Source organism: Nocardia sp. NPDC059236 (assembly GCF_042754085.1).
Taxonomy (GTDB): Bacteria; Actinomycetota; Actinomycetes; order Mycobacteriales; family Mycobacteriaceae; genus Nocardia.
The window spans coordinates 327,723-353,631 of record NZ_JBHZAF010000003.1 but is presented as its reverse complement, the minus strand read 5'-3'; the positions used below and the strand labels follow the sequence as shown (position 1 = coordinate 353,631).

Below are 25,909 nucleotides of genomic sequence, written 5' to 3'. Positions count from 1 at the left end.
GAACACCGGACGCCACGCTGAAGCAGGCGTGGCGTCCTGTTCGGGTTTTCGGCGGGGAGCGCTGCGTGTCGTGGTGTTCCGGAAGCGAGGTTTGGGTTGGACCGGCTGGATTTCGGCGGCATCGGCGAAGCTGGCAGCGAAATCGCACCGGGATCGGGCGAACTTTTCCCGCTGTCGCCGGCGCAGCTCGGCATCTGGTATGCCCAGCACCTGGACCCGCAGGTCCCGATCAATATCGCCCAGTACGTGGAACTGCGCGGCGAACTCGACATCGAGTTGCTGGAACGCGCCATGGTCCACGGCTCGGAGGAGTTCGGGTCGGGCTTCCTGCGCATCGTCGAGCGTGACGGCGAGCCCATGCAGATGGTGGACCACTCGCTGGACCGCACCATCTACCACGTCGATCTGACCGATGAGGCCGATCCGGCCGCCGCGGCCCGGGTCTGGATGCGCGCCGACTACAGCGCCCCGCTGGACCTCACCCGGGACCGCCTCATCCGCACGGCCATGCTGAAACTGGCCGACGGCCATTACTACTGGTACGCGCGCATCCACCACATCGTGCTGGACGGCTTCGGCGCGGTGACCTACATGACCCGCGTCGCCGAGCTGTACACCGCGTACGTCCGTGGCGTCGAGCCCGCGCCGCACAAGCTGACCGACCTGCCCACCCTGGTCGAGCAGGAATTCGCCTACCGCGAGAGCAGCCGATTCAAGTCGGACAAGGAGTACTGGGCAGAGCGGGTCGCTGGGCTCGAGGACGGCACCAGCCTGGTCGGTCGCTCCGCGCCGCCGGCCGCCATCAACCGGATTGCCACGGGCGCGCTCAGCGAGGACCAGAGCTCGCTGCTCGACGACGCCGTGGCACGCCACGAGTCGTCGCCCGCGGGTCTGCTCATCGCCGGTTTCGCCGCCTATCTCGCGCAGTGGACCGGCAGTGAGGACGTCATCCTCAGCCTCCCGGTGACCGCGCGCACCACCGCGATCATGCGCCGCTCCGGCGGCGCCGCCTCCAACATCGTGCCGCTGCGCCTGCGCGTCGGCCACGGCGTGACCGTGACCGATCTGCTCAAGCAGGTGCAGGTCGAGGTGTCGGGTGCGCTGCGTCACCAGCGCTACCGCGCCGAGGACATTCGCCGGGACACGGCGAGCCGTGCATCAGGCACCGCCACGGGTGAATTCACCGGCGGCGAGGTGGGCTCGCAGTTCTTCGGCCCGTGGGTCAACATCATGTTGTTCCACAACGAGGTCGTGCTCGGTGACATCACCGGTGAATACAGCGTGCTGTCCACCGGTTCCATCGAGGATCTGGGCGTCAACTTCTACCAGTCGGTGAAGGGCACCCGGAATCACATCGATTTCGAGACCAACCCCAACCTGTACTCCGAGGACGAGACCGAGCGTCACCACGCGCGGTTCCTGGAGTTCTTCGACCGCTTCCTGGCGGCGGGGGAGGAGCAGCCCGTCTGGGGCCTGCCCATCACTACCGCGGCCGAGCGCACCCGCACCCTGGTGGAGTGGAACTCCGCCGCGCACGAGGTGCCGGTCACCACGCTGCCGGCGTTGCTGGACAAGCAGATTCCGCTGACTCCGGACAATGTCGCCGTCGAGTTCGAGGGCGAGCAGCTCACGTACGCCGAGTTCGGTGCGCGCGTCAATCGCCTGGCCCGCTTCCTCATCGAGGACGGCGTCGGCCCGGAATCGCTGGTCGCCCTGGGCATGCGCCGCTCGCTCGACCTGGTCGTCGGCATGCACGCGGTGCTGCGCGCCGGTGGCGCCTACGTGCCGATCGACCCGGACCACCCGGCCGACCGCACCGCCTACATCCTCGAGTCCGCGGCACCGGTCTGTGTGCTGACCACCGCTCGCGATGAGCTCGAGCTGCCGGAATCAGTGCGCCGCTTGGAGATCGACACGCTCGACGTCTCCGGCTTCTCCGCGGAGCCGGTGGCCGATGCGGATCGCCTGGCCCCGCTGCGCCCGGACAACACCGCCTACGTCATCTACACCTCGGGTTCGACCGGCCGCCCCAAGGGCGTCGCCGTCACCCACCACGCCATCGTCAATCAAGAGCTGTGGATGCTCGACGAGTATCCGCTCACCGAAGACGATGTCTACCTGCAGAAGACCGCCACCACCTTCGACGTGTCGCTGTGGGGCTACTTCATGCCGCTGCTGGTGGGCGCGAAGCTCATCGTGGCGACCCCGGACGGCCACCGCGATCCGCTGTACGTGGCGGAGATGATCGAGCGCCACGGCGTCACGGTCACCGACTTCGTGCCGTCCATGCTGACGGTCTTCGTCGCGCACGCCACCCGGGCCCAGTGTGCCTCGCTGAAGTACGTTTTCGTGATCGGCGAGGCGCTGCCGCCGGAGACCGGCGCGGGCTTCCGCGAGATCACCTCGGCCGGCCTGCACAACCTGTACGGCCCCACCGAGGCCGCGGTCTCGGTCACCTACTGGGAGAACACCGCCGCCGACACCGTCACGGTGCCGATCGGTCTGCCCGAGTGGAATGTCGAAGTCTACGTTCTGGATTCGCGGCTGCGGCCCGCCGCCATCGGCGCCGCGGGTGAGCTCTACCTCGCGGGCCGTCAGCTGGCCCGCGGGTACAAGGGCCGTCCGGATCTGACCTCGGATCGCTTCGTCGCGAACCCGTTGTCGCCCAACGGCGAACGCATGTACCGCACCGGTGACCTCGTCCGCTGGAACGATGCGGGCGCACTGGAGTACATCGGCCGCACCGACTTCCAGGTGAAGTTCCGCGGTCAGCGCATCGAGCTCGGTGAGATCGAGACCGACCTGCTGGCCCACCCGGCCGTCAGCCAGGCCGCCGTCCTGGTCATGGACACCGCCACCGGTCAGCAGCTGGTCGCCTATGTGGTCCCGGTCCCCGGCCAGTCCATCGATCCGGCGGAGCTGACCCGTTTCGCCGCCGAGAAGCTGCCGTCCTACATGGTTCCGGCGTCGATCATGGTGCTGGACGCCTTCCCGCTCAACACCTCCGGCAAGTTGGACCGCAAGGCCCTGCCGGAGCCGGTGTTCAGCGCGGATGCCGCCGGCTACCGCGCGCCGCGCACCGCCGCCGAGGAGATCGTGGCGGGCGTGTTCGCCGATGTGCTCGGCCACGACCGGGTCGGCATCGACGACAACTTCTTCGATCTGGGCGGCAACTCGCTGGTCGCCACCCAGGTGGTGGCCCGCATCTCGGCCGCGTTCAGTACCCGCCTGGGTGTGCGCGCGCTGTTCGAGACCCCCACCGTGGCGGGCCTCGCCGCGCGGGTGGAAGCCGCTGGGCCGTCCGATGTTTCGCGTACTCCGCTGGTGGCGCAGGAGCGCCCCGATCGGGTGCCGCTGTCGCTGGCGCAGCAGCGCATGTGGTTCCTGAACCAGTTCGACCCGAATGTCCCCACCTACAACCTGCCGTTCGTGGTGCGGTTGCGCGGGCAGGTCGATATCGAGGCCCTGCAGCTGGCGCTGGCCGATGTGGTCGCGCGCCAGGAATCCCTGCGCACCATCTTCCCCGAGTCCGGCGACGGCGGCTTCCAGCAGGTGCTGCCGATGTCCGAGGTGGAGCTGGGCATCGAGGTCATCGATCTCGCCGAGGCCGAATTGCCGTCCGCGCTGGCGGAATTCGCCTCCGCCGGTTTCGATGTCTCGACCCAGCTGCCGATTCGCGTGCGCGTGTTCCGGGTCGCCGGTGCGGCGGCGCTCGATGCCGACGAGGTCGATCTCGCGGTCGCCTTCGTGGTGCATCACATCGCGGCGGACGGCTTCTCGTTCGGGCCGCTCTCACGTGACATGACCGCCGCCTACCTGGCGCGCGTTGCCGGCCAGGAGCCCGCATGGGCGCCGCTGCCGGTGCAGTACCAGGACTTCAGCATCTGGCAGCGCGAGGTGCTCGGTTCGGAATCCGATGCCGAGTCCATGGCCGCCCGCCAGATCGCCTACTGGCGTGGGGCGCTGGCCGGGCTGCCGGATCAGCTGGACCTCCCGGCCGACCGTCAGCGTCCGCCGGTGCAGAGCTTCCACGGCTCCCGCGTCACCTTCGACATCCCGGCCGAGCTGCACACCCGGCTGGCGGGTTTGGCGCGCGCCCAGGGTGTTTCGCTGTTCATGGTCATGCACAGCGCGCTGGCCGTGCTGCTGTCCCGGCTCTCGGGCACCAGCGACATCGCCATCGGCACCCCGGTCGCCGGTCGTGGTGAGCAGGCGCTCGACGACCTGATCGGCATGTTCGTCAACACCCTGGTGCTGCGTTCGGAGGTGGATGGGGCCCAGCGCTTCACCGACTTCCTGGCCCGCACCCGGGAGACCGACCTGGCGGCCTTCGCCAATACCGATGTCCCGTTCGAGCGGCTGGTCGAGGTGCTCAACCCGACCCGTTCGCAGGCCCGGCACCCGCTGTTCCAGGTCATGCTGTCGTTCCAGGAGATGTCGCACGGCTCCATGGAGCTGCCCGGCCTCACCGTCTCCGCGGACGAGCTCGAGGTCGACATCGCCAAGTTCGACCTGCAGTGGACGCTGACCGAGCAGCGCGGCCTGGCCGGTGAGCCGGCCGGGCTGGCGGTGGTGCTGTCCTACGCCACCGATCTGTTCGACGCCTCGACCGTGGCCGAGTTCGGGCAGCGCTACCTGCGCGTGCTCGAAACCGCCGTCGCCGCACCGGACACCGTGGTGCGCGACATCGACGTCCTCGACGCCGGTGAGCGCGAGACCGTGCTGCACGCGTGGAATCACACCGCGCGTGAACTCCCCTCCGCCGCAACCGTTCTCGACCTGTTCGAGCGGCAGGTGCGGATCCGGCCGGACGCCACCGCGCTGATCTTCGATCCGGGCGAGCGCAGCGGCAGCATGTTCGGCCCCGCCGAGGAGCTGAGCTACGCGGAGTTCTCCGCGCGCGTGAATCGCCTGGCGCGCAGGCTGATCGACGCCGGCGTGGGCCCGGAGTCCCTGGTCGCGGTGGGCATCCGCCGCTCGGTGGACATGCTGGTCGCCATCTACGCCACCCTCACCGCGGGCGGCGGCTACGTGCCGATCGACCCGGACCACCCGGCCGAGCGCACCGACTACGTGCTGCGCACCGCCGAGCCGGTGGTGCTGCTCACCACCGCCGACGATGCGGTGGAAACCTCGGATTGCCCGGTGCTGCACCTGGATTCGCTGGATCTGGGCGACTACAGCGCCGCCCCGGTCACCGACGCGGACCGGCTGGCGCCGCTGCGGCCGACCAATGCCGCCTACGTGCTGTTCACCTCCGGCTCGACCGGCCGCCCCAAGGGCGTGGCCATCCCGCATGCCGCGGTGCTCAACCAGATCGCCTGGATCACCCGCGAATACGACATCGACGACACCGATGTGATCCTGCAGAAGACGCCGGTCACCTTCGACGTCTCGGTGTGGGAGCTGTTCGGCTCGCTGGCCGTGGGCGCACAGCAGGTCATCGCCGCGCCGGACGGCCACCGCGATCCGATGTACCTGTCGGAGGTCATCGGCCGGCACCGGGTCACCATGACCTCGTTCGTGCCGTCCATGCTGAGCGTGTTCGCCTCCAGCGCCTCGTCGGCCGAATGCCTGTCGCTGCGTGCGGTGCTGGTCGCCGGTGAGGCGCTGCCGCCGGCCACCGTGACCGCCTTCCGCCGCTTCTCCACCGCGGCCGTGCACAACCTGTACGGTCCGACCGAGTTCACCGTGCACGCCACCTACGCGCCCATCGACGCGCCCGTGGTCACCTCGGTGCCCATCGGCCGCCCGGTGTGGAACGCGCAGACCTATGTGCTGGACGAGGGCCTGCGCCCGGTGCCCGCGGGTGTCCCGGGTGAGCTCTACCTGGGCGGTGTCCAGGTGGCGCGCGGCTACTTCGGCCGCCCGGACCTGAGCGCCGAGCGCTTCGTCGCCAACCCCTACGGCGAGCCGGGTTCGCGCCTGTACCGCACCGGTGACCTGGTGCGCTGGAACCACAACGACCCGGGCGTCATCGACTACATCGGCCGCACCGACTTCCAGGTGAAGTTCCGCGGCCAGCGCATCGAGCTCGGCGAGATCGAGACCGCGCTGCTGGACCACCCCAAGGTGCAGCAGGCCGTGGTGCTGGTCATCGACACCGTGGCCGGCGATCAGCTGGTCGCCTACATCGTGGCCGGCGGCCCGGTGGATCTGGACGGCGTCAAGACCTCGCTGCAGCGCACCCTGCCCGCCTACATGGTGCCGGGTTCGATCATGGTGCTGGACGCGTTCCCGGTGAACGCCTCCGGCAAGCTGGACCGCCGCGCGCTGCCCGCGCCGCGCTTCGAGGTGCGCGAATTCCGTGCTCCCACAACGCCGATCGAGGAGATCGTCGCCCAGATCTTCGGCGAGGTGCTGGGCATCGCCCGGGTCGGCGTCGACGACGACTTCTTCGAACTGGGCGGCAACTCGCTGATCGCCACCCAGGTGGCTACCCGACTGGGCACGGCCCTCGACACCCGCGTGCCGGTGCGCATGCTGTTCGAGGCCGCCACCGTGGAAGCCCTGGCGGCCCGGGTGGAATCGCACGTCGGCGACGGCGGCCGCAAGGCCCTGGTGGCCCGCGAGCGGCCCAGCGAGGTCCCGCTTTCGCTGGCGCAGCAGCGCATGTGGTTCCTCAACCGCTTCGACACCGCCTCGGCGGTGAACAACATCCCGGTCGCCATCCGGCTCTCCGGTGAGCTCGATATCGCGGCCCTGCAGGTCGCGGTCATCGACGTCATCGACCGGCACGAGTCGCTGCGCACCGTCTTCCCGGAGACCGCGCACGGCCCGGTGCAGCGGGTGCTGGACGCCGCGCAGATCGTGCCCGACCTGACGCCGGTGCCGGTCACCGAGTCGAATCTGATCGACCACCTGGTCGAGCTGGCCACCATGGCCTTCGACGTCACCGGCGAAGTGCCTTTGCACGCCGCGCTTTTCGAGATCAGCGAGACCGAGTACATCCTCGGCATGGTGGTCCACCACATCAGCGCCGACGGCTGGTCCATGGGCCCGCTGGCCCGCGACGTCATGGTCGCCTACGCCGCCCGCACCTCGTGGGAGGCCCCGGCCTGGGCGGAACTGCCGGTGCAGTACGCCGACTACGCGCTCTGGCAGCGCGAGGTGCTCGGTTCCGAGGACGACCCGGATTCGCTGATCGCCAAGCAGATCCGCTACTGGACCGACGCGCTCGCCGATCTGCCGGACGAGCTGGTGCTGCCCGCCGACCGGCAGCGTCCGGCCGTGGCCAGCTACCAGGGTGGCACCTACCCGTTCGCCATCTCCGCCGAAACCCAGCAGGCGCTGGTGGATCTGGGCCGCCGGCACAATGCCTCGCTGTTCATGGTCATGCACAGTGCGCTCGCGGTGCTGCTGGCCCGCCTGTCCGGGACCGGCGACATCGCCATCGGCACCCCGGTGCACGGCCGCGGTGAGGCCGCGCTCGACGACCTCATCGGCATGTTCGTCAACACCCTGGTGCTGCGCACCGAGGTGGACGGCAGCGAGACCTTCGCCGATCTGCTGGCCCGCTCCCGCGACACCGACCTGCACGCCTTCGCGCACGCGGACGTGCCGTTCGAGCGGCTGGTCGAGGTGCTCAACCCGGCCCGCTCGCAGGCTCGCCACCCGCTGTTCCAGGTCATGCTGACCTTCCAGAACACCCGGCAGGCCAGCCTGGAACTGCCCGGGCTCTCGGTCAACGGCATCGACTACGACGCCCGCCTGGCCAAGTTCGACCTGCAGCTGACCCTGCAGGAGGCGCAGGACGACCACGGCGAGAACGCCGGCATGTCCGCCGAGATCTCCTATGCGCTGGACCTTTTCGACGAGTCCACCATCGCGGCCTTCGCGCACCGCCTGGACCTGATCCTGGCAGCCGTTGTCGCGGACCCGGACCGGCCGCTCGGCGATATCGACCTGTTGGTCGCCGACGAGCGCGAGCGGGTGCTCGACGACTGGAACGACACCGCGTTCAACCTGGCGCGGGTGCTGCCCGCGTTGCCGGAGGGCGAGGCCGCGACGCTGGTGTCGCTGTTCGAAGCACAGGCTCTGACCAGCCCCGATGCGCCTGCCGTGGAATTCGAGGGGACAGGTCTGTCCTACGCCGAGTTCGCGGCGCGGGTGCACCGGCTGGCCCGCAAGCTCATCGCCCAGGGCGTGGGCGCGGAATCGCATGTGGCGCTGGCCATCCGGCGCTCGCTGGATCTGGTCGTCGCCATGCACGCGGTGCTGGAGGCCGGTGGCGCGTACGTGCCGCTGGATCCGGATCAGCCGGACGAGCGCATCGACCACGTGCTCGACACCGCCCGCCCGGTCGCGATCCTCACCACCAGCCGCGACGATTTCGTCACCGGCCGCAATGTGCCGGTGCTCGAGGTCGACACCCTGAACCTGGAGGCCTACTCCGACGCGCCGATCACGGATGCCGAACGGGGACAGGCGATCCGGCCGGAGCACACGGCCTACGTCATTTTCACCTCCGGTTCGACCGGCCGCCCGAAGGGTGTCGCGGTCGAGCACGGTGCGATCGTGAACCGCCTGCTGTGGATGCAGCACGAGTACCCGATCGACGCGAACGACGCTGTCCTGCAGAAGACTCCGGCCACCTTCGACGTGTCGGTCTGGGAGTTCTTCTGGCCCCTGCAGACCGGCGCCCGCCTGGTGGTCGCCAGGCCGGACGGCCACCGCGACCCGGTGTACCTGGCCCAGGTCATCGCCGAGACCGGCATCACCACCGCCCACTTCGTGCCGTCGATGCTGTCGGTGTTCGTCGCCACCCTCGGCAACGAGAACGGCGACTCCTCGGTCCCCGCACCGCGTTTGCGGCAGGTCTTCGCCTCGGGTGAGGCGCTGCCCGCGCCGACCGCGCAGAAGCTGCGCGAGCTCACCGGTGCGCGTCTGCACAACCTGTACGGCCCGACCGAAGCGGCCGTCGACGTCACCTACCACGAGGTCGTGGACACCGACACCGTGTTCGTGCCGATCGGCCGCCCGGTCTGGAACACCGAGACCTACGTGCTCGACGCCCGCCTGCACCCGGTCGCGCCGGGTGTCGCGGGTGAGCTCTATCTGGCGGGCGATCAGCTGGCGCGCGGCTACCTCGGCCGTCCCGACCTGTCCGCCGATCGCTTCGTCGCCAACCCGTTCGTCTCCGGCGACCGCATGTACCGCACCGGCGACCTGGTCTCCTGGACCGCCGACGGCGAACTGAACTACCTGGGCCGCACCGACTTCCAGGTCAAGCTGCGCGGTCTGCGCATCGAGCTCGGCGAGATCGAGGCCGCGCTGCTGGCGCAGCCGGCCATCGCCCAGTCGGTCGTGGTGGTGCGCACCGATGCGCACGCCGGTGATCAGCTGGTCGGCTATGTGGTGCGTGAGGCCGACGCGGTCGTGGACGTCGACGCGGTCAAGGCCGCGCTGAGCGGCTCGCTGCCCGCCTACATGGTCCCGGCCGCGCTCGTGGTGCTGGACGCCTTCCCGGTCAACGCCTCCGGCAAGCTGGACCGCCGGGCACTGCCCGCGCCGGTCTTCGAGGCCAAGCGCTTCCGCGCCCCCTCGACCCCGATCGAGGAGATCATCGCGCAGATCTTCGCCGATCTGCTCGGCGTCGAGCGCGTCGGCGTGGACGACGACTTCTTCGAGCTGGGCGGCAACTCGCTGGTCGCCACCCAGGTGGTGGCCCGCCTGGCCGCCGCGCTGAACGCCGAGATCGGCGTGCGCGTGCTGTTCGAGGCCCCGACCGTGGCCGCGCTGGCCGCCCGCGTCGAGTCGCACGCGGGAACCGGTGTGCGCCAGGCCCTCACGGTTCGGTCCCGGCCGGAGTACCCGCCGCTATCGCTGGCGCAGCAGCGCATGTGGTTCCTCAACCGGTTCGATCCGGACTCGGCCGCCAACAACATCCCGGCGGCCGTAAGGCTCACCGGCGCACTGGATCTCGACGCCATGCGCGGGGCCATCGCCGACGTGGTGGCGCGGCACGAGTCGCTGCGCACCCTCTACCCGTCGCACGAGGGCGTCGCCTACCAGAAGGTGCTGCCCACCGGCCGCGCCATCCCCGAGCTGGATGTGCTGGACGTGACCGAGGGCGAATTGTTCGCCGCGGTCTACGACTTCGCCGCCCGCGGCTTCGACGTCACCACCGAGACCGCTGTCCGCCTGCGCGCCTATCGCCTCGCGGCCGACGACCACGTGCTGGTGCTGGTGGCCCACCACATCGCCGCCGACGGCTTCTCGATGAACCCGCTGGTGCGCGACCTCATGACCGCCTACATCGCGCGCAGCAACGGCGAGACCCCGGGCTGGACCGAACTGCCGGTGCAGTACGCGGACTACGCGCTGTGGCAGCGGGAAACGCTGGGCTCGGAAGAGGATCCGCGCTCGCTCATCGCCGAGCAGCTCGACTACTGGCGCGGCACCCTGTCCGGCCTGCCGGACGAGCTGCGCCTGTCGGCCAAGCCGCGCCCGGCCGTCGCGTCCTACGACGCCGGCACCCACCGGTTCCAGGTGCCGGGCGAGCTCATCGCCGGCCTGAACCGGGTGGCGCAGAGCAATGGCACCACCCTGTTCATGGTGGTGCACAGTGCTTTCGCCGCACTGCTGGCGCGCCTGAGCGGCACCGAGGACATCGCGGTCGGTATTCCGGTGGCGGGCCGTGGCGAGCAGGCCCTCGACGATCTCGTCGGCATGTTCGTCAACACCCTGGTGCTGCGGTCGCCGGTCGACGCCGGCACCAGCTTCACCGACCTGCTGAAGACCGTGCGCGAACGCGATCTGCAGGCCTTCGCCCACGCGGACGTGCCGTTCGAGCGGCTGGTCGAGGTGCTCAACCCGGCCCGCTCGCAGGCCCGGCACCCGCTGTTCCAGGTCATGCTGTCGTTCCAGAATCTGGGCCGCGCCTCGCTGGAGCTACCAGGTCTGAGCGTGTCCGAGCTGGCCATCGACCAGCAGTCGGCCAAGTTCGATCTGCAGCTGACGCTGAGCGAGGTCATCGACGGTGCCGCGGCGGGCCGCGAATTGGACACCGCGGCCATGGACGCCGAACTCGTCTATGCGACAGACCTTTTCGACGCGCAGTATGCCGATATCTTCGCGCAGCGCTTCGTGGCCATGCTCACCGCCGTGGCCGCGGACCCGACCCAGCTGGTCGGCGATGTCGAGCTGCTGAGCGAGGCCGAACGTCGCCAGCTGCTGGTCGGCTGGAACGAGACCGCGTTCGAGCTGGACACCGCACTGCCGGAGATCTCCGAAGGCGCTGCGGCGACGCTGGTTTCGCTGTTCGAGGCGCAGGTCGCGCTGACTCCCGAAGCGACTGCTGTCACCTTCGAGGGGACGCCCGGGCGGAGCCCGGAAAATAAGACACAGCTGTCCTACGCCGAGTTCGCGGCTCGGGTCCGCAAGCTCGCGCGCTGGCTCATCGCCGAGGGCGTCGGCCCGGAATCCTTTGTGGCGCTGGGTATGCGCCGCTCCATCGACCTGGTCGCGGGCATGTACGCGGTCACCGTCGCCGGTGGCGCGTACGTGCCGCTGGATCCGGATCACCCGGCCGAGCGCACCCAGTACATCCTCGAGACCGCGCAGCCGGTCTGTGTGCTGACCTCCGGCGACGACCTGGAAGGCGTTGACGCGCGCCAGGTCCGGATCGACGAGCTGGACCTGTCCGGCTTCGCCGACACCCCGGTCGCCGATGCCGAGCGCCGCTCGCCGCTGCGCCCGCAGAACACCGCGTACGTGATCTTCACGTCCGGCTCCACCGGCCGCCCCAAGGGTGTGGCCGTGAGCCACGCCGCGATCGTGAACCGTCTGGTGTGGATGCACGCCCAGTACGGGCTGGCCGCCTACGACGTGGTGCTGCAGAAGACCCCCGCCACCTTCGACGTCTCGGTGTGGGAGTTCTTCTGGCCCTTGCAGGTCGGCGCGCGCCTGGTGGTCGCCAAGCCGGACGGCCACCGCGATCCGGCCTACCTGGCCGAGATCATCGTCCGCGAGGGCGTCACGGTCACCCACTTCGTGCCGTCCATGCTCGCGGTCTTCGTGGCCGAGCCGGCCGCGGCCGACTGCGTCAGCCTGACCAATGTCTTCGCCTCCGGTGAGGGCCTGCCCGCGCCGACCGCGCAGAAGCTGCGCGAACTGACCGGCGCTCGCCTGCACAACCTGTACGGCCCCACCGAGGCCGCGGTCGACGTGACCTTCCACGAGGTCACCGACGCCGACCTGGCCTCGGTGCCGATCGGCGCGCCGGTCTTCAACACCCAGGTGTACGTGCTGGATTCGCGTCTGAAACCGGTTCCGGTGGGTGTCGCGGGTGAGCTGTACCTGGCGGGCGATCAGCTGGCCACCGGCTATGTGGCGCGCCCCGACCTGACCGCGGATCGTTTCGTGGCCAACCCCTTCGGCGCCGGCGCCCGCATGTACCGCACCGGTGACCTGGTCACCTGGACGGGCAATGGCGAGCTGGAGTACCTGGGCCGCACCGACTTCCAGGTGAAGCTGCGCGGCCTGCGCATCGAGCTCGGCGAGATCGAGTCGGCGCTCACCGCGCTGCCGTCGATCGCCCAGTCCGTGGTGGTGGTCCGCACCGACGAGCGCACCGGCGATCAGCTGGTCGCCTACCTGATCGCCGCCGACGGTCACCTCGACCTCGACGCGGTCAAGGACGAACTGTCCGAGCAGCTTCCGGCCTACATGGTCCCGGCCGCCTTCATGGTGCTGGACGCCTTCCCGCTCAATGCCTCCGGCAAGCTGGACCGCAAGCAGCTGCCCGTGCCCACCTTCGCCGCCAAGACCTACCGCGCCCCGGTCACGCCGGTGCAGCAGACGGTCGCCGGCACCATCGCCGACGTGCTCGGCCTGGACCGGGTCGGCCTGGACGACGACTTCTTCGAGCTCGGCGGCAACTCGCTCATCGCCACCCAGGTGATCGCGCGCCTGTCGGCCGCCCTGGACGCCGACATCCCGCTGCGCACGCTGTTCGAGGCCACCACCGTGGCTTCCCTTGCCGCGCAACTGGAATCGCGCGTCGGCACCGGCGCCCGCGCGGCGCTGGCCGCCCAGGAGCGCCCGGAGCTGGTGCCGCTGTCGCTCGCACAGCAGCGCATGTGGTTCCTGAACCGCTTCGACAACCGCACCGCGGTCAACAACATCCCGGTGGCGCTGAAGCTCACCGGCGCGATCGACCCGGTCGCCTTCACCGCCGCCATCGGCGACGTACTGGCCCGCCACGAGTCGCTGCGCACCATCTATCCCGAGGTCGAGGGGGACGGCTACCAGCGCATTCTGCCGCTGTCCGAGGTCGACTTCGAGGTGCGGAGCGAGACCGTCACCGCGGCCGACCTGACCGCCCGCGTCACCCAGCTCGCGAGCGTGTTCTTCGACGTCACCCGCGAACTGCCGTTCCGCGCCACCGTGCTCAGCCTCAGCGAAAACGAGCACGTGGTCGTGCTGGTGCTGCACCACATCAGCGCGGACGGCGTCTCGCTGCGCCCGCTGCTGCGGGATGTGGTGGCCGCCTACCTGTCCCGCAGCACCGGCGAGGCCCCGGCCTGGGCGCCGCTGCCGGTGCAGTACGCCGACTACACACTGTGGCAGCGCGAGATCCTCGGCGCGGAAACCGATTCCGAGTCCCTGGCGGCCCAGCAGATCGCCTACTGGACCGACCGGCTGGCCGACCTGCCCGAGCAGATCGAGCTGCCCGCCGACCGCCCGCGGCCGGAGATCGCCACCAATGCCGGTGGCACCTACGACTTCTCGATCGACGCCGAGCTGCACCGCGCCCTGACCGGCGTGGCCCGCGAGCACGACGTCACCCTGTTCATGCTGGTGCACGCCGCCCTCGCCACCTGGGCCGCGCGCCTGTCCCGGGCCACCGACATCGCCATCGGCACCCCCATCGCGGGCCGCGGCGAACGCGCGCTGGACGACCTGGTCGGCATGTTCGTCAACACCCTGGTGCTGCGCAGCGAGGTGCGGCCGGACGCCGCCTTCCGCGACCTGCTGGCCCAGGTGCGCCGCACCGACCTGGCCGCCTTCGCGCACGCCGACGTGCCGTTCGAGCGTCTCGTCGACGTGCTCAGCCCGGTCCGCTCGCAGGCGCACCACCCGCTGTTCCAGGTGGCGCTGACCTTCGAGGCCGCCGGGGCCAAGGACGCCGCGGCGGTCGCGCTGCCGGACCTGGAACTCGAGGTCGTCGAATTCGACCCGGGCACCGCCAAGTTCGACGTGCAGCTCACCGTGAGCGAGCGCGCCGACGGCTCGCTGGGCCTGTCCTGGAACTACGCCGCCGACCTGTTCGACGCCGAGACCGTCATCTCCTTCGCCGAGCGCCTGGTCCGGATCCTGCGCGCGGTCGCCGAGGATCCGGCCGCGCTCATCGGCGATATCGACCTGCTGGGCGAGGGCGAGCGCCACAATGTGGCCGAGCACTGGGTCTCCGCGGGCGAGGACATCGTCGCGCTGGCGCAGACCGCGCGGGCCGCGGTCGCCGAGGCCGAGCGCGCTGTCGCCGAGGGCACCTCGGGCATCGCGCCCGAGGCCGCCGCCCTGCTCGCGCTGGGCGCGTCCGCCGAGCGCCTGGCCAACCCGCTGGCCGCCCTGGCCAGTCCGTTCGTGGCGGCCGACGCCACCCTGTCGAGCCTGTTCGACCTGGCGGTGGCCGCGAATCCGGAGCGCGTCGCGGTGCGTTTCGGCGACGAGGAACTCACCTACTTCGACCTGGACCGCCGCGCGAATGTGCTGGCGCGCCGCCTGATCGGTGAGGGCGCGGGACCGGAATCGCTGGTCGCGGTGCTGCTGCCGCGTTCGGCTGATCTGGTGGTGGCGCTGCTGGCCGTGATCAAGACCGGTGCGGGCTACGTGCCGATCGATCCCACCTACCCGGCCGACCGCATCGCCTACGTGCTCTCGGACGCGCGGCCGACCAGCGTGATCACCGACTCGACCGTGCAGGTCGAGCTCCCGGCCGAGCTGAACACCGTCCTGCTGGACGGGTTCTCGCTGGAGGCGGGCAATATCGTGGACGCGGCCGACGGGCCGGTCACCGATGCCGACCGCCGGGCCGCGCTGCGCCCGGATCACGTCGCCTACGTCATCTACACCTCCGGCTCCACCGGCCGCCCCAAGGGCGTGGCCGTGGCGCACCGGAATGTGGTGCGGCTCATGGCGAACACCGATCGCGAGTTCGGCTTCGGCTCCGACGACGTGTGGACCCTGTTCCACTCCTACGCCTTCGACTTCTCGGTGTGGGAGCTGTGGGGCCCGCTGCTCTACGGCGGCAAGCTCGTCGTGGTCGACTACTACGTCTCCCGCTCGCCCGAGCAGTTCCTGGAACTGCTGCGCCGCGAACAGGTCACGGTGCTCAACCAGACCCCGTCGGCCTTCTACCAGCTGGCCGAGGCGGACCGGATCGCGACCTCGGCGAGCCGGGAATCGGATACCGCCGCCGGTGACCAGCAGTCGCTGGCGCTGCGCTACGTCGTCTTCGGCGGTGAGGCGCTCGAGCTGCGCCGCCTGTCGGATTGGGTTGCCCGCCACGGTGACTCCACGCCGTACCTGGTGAACATGTACGGCATCACCGAGACCACCGTGCACGTGTCCGTGCGCGTGCTCGATGCCGACACCATCGCCGCCGCCACCGGTTCGGTGGTCGGCCGGGCCATCGCGGGCCTGCGCGTCTACGTCCTCGACGACCGCCTGCACCCGGTGCCGGTCGGTGTCGCGGGCGAAATGTACGTCGCCGGACCGCAATTGGCGCGTGGCTACCTGGGCCGCCCCGACCTGTCCGCGGCCCGCTTCGTGGCCAGCCCGTTCGGCGTGCTGGGGGAGCGGCTGTACCGCTCCGGCGACGTGGCGCGCTGGAACCGCTTCGGTGAGCTGGAATACCTGGGCCGCGCCGATGACCAGGTCAAGGTGCGCGGCTTCCGCATCGAGCTCGGTGAGATCGAGTCCGCCGTGCTGGCCCAGCCGGGCGTGGCCCAGGCCGCGGTCATCGTGCGCGAGGACCAGCCGGGCGATCAGCGCATCGTGGCCTACGTGGTGCCGGAGAACGGCATCGCGCCGGCCGTGGACGCCGTCCGCGACGGCGCGGCCGAGCTGCTGCCGTCCTACATGGTCCCGTCCGCCATCGTGGTGCTGGACCGAATCCCGTTGACCGTCAACGGCAAGCTGGACCGCCGGGCGCTCCCGGCTCCGGCCGCGCAGGCGCGGGCCTTCCGCGCCCCGGAGACCCCGGTGCAGGAGACGGTCGCCGCCGTCTTCGCCGAGGTCCTGGATCTACCGCGGGTGGGCCTGGACGACGACTTCTTCGATCTGGGCGGCAACTCGCTCATCGCCACCCGGGTGGTGTCGCGCATCGGCGCGGCCCTGGACACCACGGTCGCGGTGCGCACCCTGTTCGAGGCCACCACGGTCGAGGCCCTGGCCGCCCGCATCGAATCGCATGCCGACGGTGCGTCCCGCGCCAAGCTCATGGCCCGCACCCGCACTCCCGGTGAGCTGGTGCCGCTGTCGTTCGCGCAGCAGCGCATGTGGTTCCTGAACCAGTACGACACCTCCTCGGCGGCCTACAACCTGCCGCTGGCCATCCGCCTGACCGGTGAACTCGACACCGCCGCACTGGAACTCGCGGTCGCGGACGTGGTCCGCCGGCACGAGTCGCTGCGCACCCGGTACCCGGAGCACGGCGGCACCCCGATGCAGGTGGTCGTCCCGGCCGAGGAGATCGCCCTCGACCTGCGGCCGGTCACCGTCGCGGCCGACGACGTGACCGCCACTGTGACCGCCTTCGCCACGCTGGGCTTCGATGTGGCCGAACAGGTTCCGCTGCGCGCCCGCCTGTTCCGCGTCGGCGGCGAGGACGCCACCGAACATGTGCTCGTGGTGGTCGTGCACCACATCGCGGGTGACGGCTTCTCGATGTCCCCGCTGGCCCGCGACGTCATGGTCGCCTACACCGCGCGCAACCAGGGCGCGGTTCCGGGCTGGGCCCCGCTGGCCGTCCAGTACGCCGACTTCGCCGTCTGGCAGCGCGAAGTGCTGGGCTCCGAAGAGGACTCGTCCTCGATCATGGCCCGCCAGGTGGCCTACTGGCAGCGCGTGCTCGGCGGCGTGCCCGACGAGCTGGCCCTGCCCACCGACCGCCCGCGCCCGGCCATCGCCTCGCACCGCGGCGCCACGCTGCAGCGCACGCTGTCGCCGGAGCTCATCGCGGCGCTGGAAGACGTTGCCCGCCGCCGGGGTTCGTCGCTGTTCATGGTCATGCACAGCGCCCTCGCGGTGCTGCTGGCCCGGCTGTCCGGCGGCGACGACATCGCGGTCGGTACCCCGGTCGCCGGTCGCGGTGAGGCCGCGCTGGACGACCTGGTCGGCATGTTCGTCAACACCCTGGTGCTGCGCACCGGCATCGACCCGGCCGAGTCGTTCACCGACCTGCTGGACCGCGTGCGGCACGCCGACCTCGACGCCTTCGGCAATGCCGACGTGCCGTTCGAGCGGCTGGTGGAACTGCTCGCGCCCGAGCGCTCGCAGGCCCGCAACCCGCTGTTCCAGGTCATGCTGGCGTTCCAGAACCTGGATCGCACCAGCATCGAGCTGCCGGGGCTGACCGTCTCCACGCTCGACCTCGACGAGAACATCTCCCGCTTCGACCTGCAGTTCACGCTGTCGGAGCAGGACTCCGGGATGGCGCTGGCGCTGACCTATGCCACCGACCTGTTCGACGAGGCCACCGCGGCCGGATTCGCGCAGCGCTGGGTGCGGGTGCTCGAGGCCGTCGCGGGCGACCCGGAGCTCGGCGTCGGCGCGATCGACATCCTGGACCAGGACGAACGCGCCGAGCTGGTGGCCCGTTTCGGCCTGCCCGCCGTCCCGGCGCGCACGCTGCCCGAGCTCATCGCCGACGCCGTCGCCATCGATCCGGCCGCGACCGCGGTCGTGTTCCAGGGGCGGAGTCTGTCCTACGGCGAGCTGGATGCGCGCTCGAACCGCCTGGCGCGCTTGCTCATCGAGCGCGGCATCGGCGCCGAGGATCTGGTCGCCGTGGCCGTGCCGCGGTCGGACGACTCCTACTTCGCCGAATGGGCGGTGTCCAAGACCGGTGCGGCCTTCGTGCCGGTGGACCCCAACTACCCGGCCGACCGCATCGCCCACATGGTCACCGACTCCGGTTCGCCGGTCGGCCTCACCGTGGCGTCGGTGCGCGCGGACATGCCGGACTCGGTCGAGTGGCTGGTACTGGACGAGTTGGAGCTGGGTGCGTTCGCGGACAGCGCGATCGCCGACACGGAGCGGGTGCGCCCGCTGCGTCCGGAGCACCCGGCCTACGTCATCTACACCTCCGGTTCCACCGGTGTGCCCAAGGGCGTCGTGGTCACCCACGCGGGTCTGGCCAACTTCAGCGTCGAGCAGGCCGAGCGGTACGCGCTCGATTCCTCCTCGCGTGCACTGCATTTCGCGTCGCCGTCGTTCGACGCGTCCATGCTGGAGTTCCTGCTCGCCATCGGCAAGGGCGGCACCCTCGTGGTGGTCCCGCCGGGCACCTACGGCGGTGAGGAGCTCGCCGAGCTGATCCGCCGCGAGCAGGCCACCCACGCCTTCATCACCCCGGCCGCGCTGTCCACCTTCGGACCGGCGGGCCTGGACTCGCTGCGTGTGCTGGTCGCCGGTGGTGAAGCCGTCCCCGCCGATCTGGTGGAGAAGTGGGCGGTTCCGCTGGCGGACGGCACCATTCGTGCGTTCCACAACGGGTACGGCCCCACCGAGACCACCATCATGACCAACATCAGCGATGCGCTGGTGCCGGGTGACCTGGTCACCATCGGCGGTCCCATCCGGGGCATGCAGTCGCTGATCCTCGACAACCGTCTGCGCCCCGTTCCGGTGGGTGTCGCGGGTGAGCTGTACCTGTCGGGCATTCAGCTGGCGCGCGGCTACCACGCACGACCGGGCCTGACCGCCGACCGGTTCGTCGCCAACCCGTATGTGGCGGGCGAGCGCATGTACCGCACCGGTGACGTGGTGCGCTGGACCCCGGACGGCTTGGTCGAGTACGTCGGCCGTTCCGACTTCCAGGTCAAGGTGCGTGGTTTCCGCATCGAGCTGGGCGAGATCGATGCCGCGCTGGCCTCGCACGAGTCCGTCGACTTCGCGGTCACCGTGGGCCACAAGAACGCCGCGGGCGCGACGTCGCTGGTGTCGTACGTGGTGGCCACGCCGGGGCATTCGATCGATGTGGCGGCCGTGACCGCGCACGTCGAGGCGCGTCTCCCCGCGTACATGGTGCCGTCGGCGGTCATGGTCATCGACCGGGTGCCGCTGACGCCGGTCGGCAAGCTGGACCGCCGGGCGCTGCCCGAGCCGGTCTTCGCCACCGAGGTGGTCTTCCGCGCGCCGCGCAATGCCCTCGAGCACACCATCGCCGAGGTCTTCGCCGAGGTGCTGGGCCTGGAGCGGGTCGGCATCGACGACTCGTTCTTCGCCCTGGGCGGCGACTCCATCGTCTCCATCCAGCTGGTGTCGCGGGCCAAGGCGCGCGGCGTGGTGTTCAGCCCGCGCGACGTGTTCGAGCAGCGCACGGTCTCCGGTCTGGCCGCCGTCGCGGAAACCGCGGACGGCCAGGGCGATTCGACCCCGCAGCTGACCGAGCTACCGGGCGGCGGCGTGGGCGTCATGCCGCTGACCCCCGTCGTGCGCTTCATGGCGGGCCGGCCGGGCGAGTTCGGCCGCTTCAACCAGACCATGGCGCTGGAGCTGCCGATCGGCATCGATCGCGCGGGCATCGCCGCCACCGTCGGTGCGGTCATCGACCGCCACGACATGCTGCGGGCGCGCCTGCGCCGGGTGCCGGACGCGGACTGGATCGTCGAAACCGCCGCTCCCGGAACGATCGACGCGGATGCGCTGATCGATCGCACCGAGTTCGACGCCGGCGTCACCGACGCGCAGCTGGTCGAGATCGCCACGGCTGCACTGGATGCCACCCTCGGCAAGCTGGATCCGGCTGCGGGACAGGTCATCCGGTTCGTGTGGCTGGAGCCGTCGGACGCCACGGCGAGCCGTGAATCGGGCACCGCTCGTGCTGGGCGTCTCGTCGTCGCCGCGCACCACCTCGTGGTCGACGGCGTCACCTGGCGAATCCTGGTGCCGGACTTCGTCGCCGCCTGGGGTCAGCTGTCCGCCGGACAGACCCCCGAACTGGTCGCGCCCGCCACCAGCATGCGCACCTGGGCGCACGCCCTCGAGCGTGAGGCCGCCACCGACGAGCGCGTCGCCGAACTCGAATTCTGGCGCACGGTCGTCGAGGGCCCGGACCCGCTGCTCACCGAGCGCGCCATGGATCCGGCCGTCGACGTCACCGCCACCATCGAGAAGCACCGCGTCGAGCTGTCGGCCGAGGCCACCAAGGCGCTGCTGACCACCGTGCCCGCGCTGTTCCACGGTGGTGTCAACGACGGCCTGCTGACCGCACTCGCCTTGGCGGTGGCCAAGTTCCGTGCCGCCAAGGGACTCGGGGAGAAGTCTGCCCTCGTCCGCCTCGAGGGCCACGGCCGTGAGGAAGAGGTCGTGCCCGGTGCCGACCTGTCCCGCACGGTCGGCTGGTTCACCGCCATCTTCCCGGTGCGCTTCGATCTGTCCGGCATCGACGTGGACGCCGCCCTCACCGGCGGGCCCGCCATGGGCCGGGCCATCAAGGCCGTCAAGGAGCAGCTGCTCGCGGTGCCGGACAAGGGCATCGGCTACGGCCTGCTGCGCTACATGAACTCCGACTCCGCCTCACAGCTGCCCAAGCAGCTGCCGGGCCAGGTCAGCTTCAACTACCTGGGCCGCGTCAACGAGGGCGATGTGCCGGAGGCGCTGCGCGGCTTCGGCTGGATCCCGGCTCCCGAGCTGGCGGATCTGGCCGGCGCCTACGACGGCGACATGCCCGCCATGGCCCCGATCGACATCAACGCCATCGTGGTCGGGGAGAAGCTGACCGCCAATATCGGCTACCCGAGCACGCTGATCGGTGCGCAGGAGATCGCCGAATTCGCGGCGCTGTGGACCTCGGCGCTGGAAGCCGTTGCCCGGCATGCCGATTCCGCTCAGGCGGGCGGGCACACCCCGTCCGACTTCGGTCTGGTGCGCGTCACCCAGCGCGATATCGACGGCTGGGAGAATCAGTACGGCGCGCTGAACCAGGTGTGGCCGCTGTCCGCGCTGCAGGCCGGTTTGCTGTTCCACGCGCAGCTGGCCGCCACCTCGGTCGACGTGTACACCGCGCAGGCGGTGCTCACCCTCGAGGGCCGTGTCGACGCCGACCGGCTGCGGTCGGCCGCGCAGGCGCTCATCGAACGCCACGAAATCCTGCGCACCGCCTACGTGAACGACGCGTCGGGTGTTCCGGTGCAGGTGGTCATCGACGGCGTGCAGGTGGCGTGGACCAACCACGACCTGACCGATATCGCCGACGAGGACGCCCGCGCGGCACGTGCGGCCGAGATCATCGCCGCCGACCGCGTACAGCGCTTCGACCTGACCGCGCCGCCGCTCATCCGCTACACGCTGGTGCGGACCGCCGCGAACAGCTACCAGCTGGCCGTGGCCAACCATCACATCCTGCTCGACGGCTGGTCCATGCCGCTGCTCATGCAGGACCTGCTGGTGCTGTACGCCACGCACTCCGACACCGCGGTGCTGCCGCCGGTGCGCTCCTACCGCTACTTCCTGGAATGGGTTGCGCAGCAGGACCGTCCGGCCTCGCTGGCGGCGTGGCAGCGGTCGCTGCACGGCGTCTCCGAGCCGACCCTGCTCACCCGCCCCGACGCGGGCCGCGAGATCACCGCCCTGTCCGGCGAGTACTTCTTCGACCTGGACGAGGCCGCGACCGCGCGCCTGACCGCGCTGGCCGCCGACCTCGGCGTCACCCCGAACACCGTGCTCCAGGTCGCCTGGGGCATCCTGCTCGGCCGCCTCACCGGCCGCGAGGACGTGCTCTTCGGCACCACGGTGTCCGGTCGCCCGGCCCAGCTGTCCGGCGTCGAGTCCATGGTGGGTCTGTTCATCAACACCGTGCCGGTGCGGGTCGCCTTCGACCCGGCCGAGCCGGCGAGCGCGCTGCTCACCCGCACCCAGGGCGAGCAGGCCGACCTGCTCGACCACCACTACGTGGGCCTGGCCGACATCCAGACGGCCGCGGGCATCGGCGGACTCTTCGACACCCTGGTCGTCTTCGAGTCCTATCCCGTCGACGCCGAGGGCATCCGGTCCCAGGCCGCCGATATCGACGGCATGGCCGTCACCGGCCTGGACGCCGCGGACGCCACCCACTACCCGCTGACCCTCATCGCCCAGCTCGACACCCGCCTGCGCATCCGCGCCGGCTACCTGCGCGACCTGTTCGACGAGGACACCGTCCACCGCATCGCCGACCGCCTGGTGCGCGTGCTGACCGCCATCACCACGGAACCCGCTGCGGCCGTGGGCGATATCGAACTGCTGGACGCACCCGAACGCGAGCTGGTCGTCGAGCGCTGGAACGACACCGCCTTCGACGTCGAGGCCGTGCTCACCGAGCACAAGGCCGAGGCCGCGACCCTGGTCGCGATGTTCGAGGCGCAGGTGGAGCGGACGCCCGACGCGACCGCGCTCAGCTTCGAGGGGTCGAGTCTGTCCTACGCCGAGTTCGCCGACCAGGTGCACCGCCTGGCGCGCTGGCTCATCGAGCGTGGTGTCGGAGCGGAATCGTTCGTGGCCCTGGGTATGCGGCGTTCCATCGACCTGGTCGTCGGCATGTACGCCGTCACCGTGGCTGGTGCCGCCTACGTGCCGCTGGATCCGGATCACCCGGCTGAGCGCATCGAGTACATCCTCGAGACCGCCGACCCGGTGACCGTGCTGACCTCCGGCGAGGACCTGCCGATCGATACCGCGCAGGTTCGCATCGACATGCTGGAACTGGCCAGCTACTCGGCCGCTCCGCTCACCGATGCGGATCGCCGTGCGCCGCTGCGGGAGTCGAACAACGCGTACGTGATCTTCACGTCCGGTTCGACTGGTCGCCCGAAGGGCGTGGCGGTGCCGCACTCGGCGATCGTGAACCGCCTCGTCTGGATGCAGGCGGCCTACGGGCTGACCGCCGACGACGTCGTCCTGCAGAAGACTCCGGCCACCTTCGACGTGTCGGTGTGGGAGTTCTTCTGGCCCTTGCAGATCGGCGCGACGCTGGTCGTGGCCAAGCCCGAAGGCCACCGCGACCCGGCGTATCTCGCGGATCTCATTGCCCGCGAAGGTGTGACGGTCACCCACTTCGTGCCGTCCATGCTCGCGGTGTTCGTGGCCGAGGAGGCCGCCGCGCGCTGCACCAGCCTGCGCAAGGTCTTCGCCTCCGGTGAGGCGCTGTCGCCCAAGCCCGCGCACAAGCTGCGTGAACTCACGGGCGCGGAGCTGCACAACCTGTACGGCCCGACCGAGGCCGCGGTCGACGTCACCTTCCACCAGGTCGTGGACGCGGACATCGATACCGTGCCGATCGGCCGCCCGGTGTTCAACACCGAGGTGTACGTGCTGGATTCGCGTCTGCGGCCGGTTCCGGTGGGTGTCGCGGGTGAGCTGTACCTGGCGGGCGATCAGCTCGCGACCGGGTATGTCGCGCGCCCGGACATCACGTCGGATCGCTTCGTGGCCAACCCCTTCGGGGACGGCGAGCGCATGTACCGCACCGGTGACCTGGTCACCTGGACCGCGGACGGCGAGCTGGAGTACATCGGCCGCACCGACTTCCAGGTGAAGCTGCGCGGTCTGCGCATCGAGCTCGGCGAGATCGAATCCGCGCTCACCGCACTGGATTCCATCGCGCAGTCGGTAGTCGTGGTGCGCAGCGACGTGCACACCGGCGATCAGCTGGTCGCCTATGTCATCCCGGCGGCGGGCCACACCGTGGACGTCGAGAAGGTGCGCCTGGAGATCGGCGAGAGCCTGCCCGCGTACATGGTGCCGTCGGTCGTGATGGCGCTCGACGAGTTCCCGCTCAATGCCTCCGGCAAGCTGGACCGCAAGGCGCTGCCCGCACCGGTGTTCGAGGCCGCGGTGTTCCGCGCTCCCGTCACCCCGGTCGAGCAGATCGTGGCCGGCGTGTTCGCCGAGATCCTCGGCCTGGAGCGGGTCGGCCTGGACGACGACTTCTTCGCGCTCGGCGGCAACTCGCTCATCGCCACCCAGGTGGCGGCGCGCCTGTCGGCCGCGCTGGACACCCACCTGGGTGTGCGCGAGATCTTCGAGGCGTCGACCGTGGCCGCACTGGCGGCGCGCGCCGAAACCCATTCCGGCGCGGGCACTCGCCAGGCGCTGATCGCGCAGCAGCGGCCGGAGCGGCTGCCGCTCTCGCTGGCTCAGCAGCGCATGTGGTTCCTCAACCGGTTCGATCCCGAATCGGCCGTGGACAATATCCCGGCGGCCGTGCGCCTGTCGGGTCTGGTGGACCGCCAGGCCCTGCAGATCGCCGTCGCCGACGTGCTGGCGCGGCACGAGTCGCTGCGCACCCGCTACCCGGAGATCGACGGCCAGGCGTTCCAGGAGATCGTCCCCACCGCACAGGTCATTCCGGACCTGACGCCGGTCGAGGTCTCCGAAGCCGAGCTGCCGCAGGCGCTCTCGGAGCTGGTGCTGAGCGGCTTCGACGTCACCGTGGACGTGCCGTTCCGGGCCCGGCTGTTCGAGGTCAGCCCCACCGAGCACGTGCTCGCGCTGGTGGTGCACCACATCTCGGCCGACGGCTTCTCCATGGGCCCGCTCACCCGGGATGTCATGACCGCCTACGGCGCTCGCGTCGAGGGCGGCGAGCCCGGCTGGCAGCCGCTGGATGTCCAGTACGCGGACTACGCGCTGTGGCAGCGCGCGGTGCTCGGCGACGAGACCGACGCCGAATCCGTGATCTCCCAGCAGATCTCGTACTGGCGCGACTCGCTGCGCGGCCTGCCCGACCAGCTGGACCTGCCCGCCGACCGGCCGCGTCCGGCCGTCGCGTCGGGCCGTGGTGCGACGCACGTCTTCACCGTCGATCCCGACACCCACGCCAAGCTGACCGAACTGGCCCGCACCCGCGGCGCCACGCTGTTCATGGTCATGCACTCCGCCCTGGCGGCGCTGCTGTCGCGGCTGTCGGGTGAGGCGGACATCGTGATCGGCACCCCGGTCGCCGGTCGTGGTGAACGCGCCCTCGACGACCTCATCGGCATGTTCGTCAACACCCTGGTGCTGCGCACCGAGGTGGACGGCGGCGCCGGCTTCACCGAGCTCCTGGACACGGTGCGCGCCACCGACATCCAGGCCTTCGGCCACGCCGACCTGCCCTTCGAGCGCCTGGTCGAGATTCTCAACCCGGCCCGTTCGCAGGCGCGGCACCCGCTGTTCCAGGTCATGCTGTCGTTCCAGAACACCGGCATCACCGAACTGGAACTGCCCGGCCTGACCGTGAGCGCCGTCGATCTCCCGATCGATACCGCCAAGTTCGACCTGCAGCTGGTCCTCACCGAGCAGCTCGGCACCAGCGATGTCGCGGGCAACGGCCACGGCGCGACCCCGTCCGGCATCACCGCCGAACTCATCTACGCCACCGACCTGTTCGACGCGGCCACCATGGAGCGTTTCGCCGACCGGTTCGACCGGCTGCTGAAGGCCATTGCCGCACAGCCGGAACGGGCCATCGGCGATATCGACCTGCTGATCTCCGGCGAGCGCACCCGGGTGCTGCGCGACTGGAACCGCACCACCGCCGACGTCTACTCGGTGCTGGCGGAACTGACCTCGGGCACCCTGTCGGGCGAGACCACCGCCGAGGGCGAGATCGTGCGCAGCGCCTCCGGCGACGCGGGCGAGACCCTGGTCGCGCTGTTCGAGGCCCAGGCCGAGCGGACCCCCGAGGCGACCGCGGTCAGCTTCGAAGGGACAGGTCTGT

At 70.4% G+C, this 25,909-nt stretch carries 1 protein-coding gene (running past one end of the window); it reads left to right on the top strand.

Annotated elements, in window-relative coordinates:
• Positions 1-96: 96 nt before the first annotated feature.
• Positions 97-25,909: the 5' portion of a non-ribosomal peptide synthase/polyketide synthase gene (locus ACFXIV_RS10685; protein WP_379397230.1), read on the top strand. 18,395 nt of this gene lie beyond the right edge of the window; only the first 25,813 of its 44,208 coding nucleotides appear in the window; the start codon lies at positions 97-99; its stop codon lies beyond the right edge, outside the window.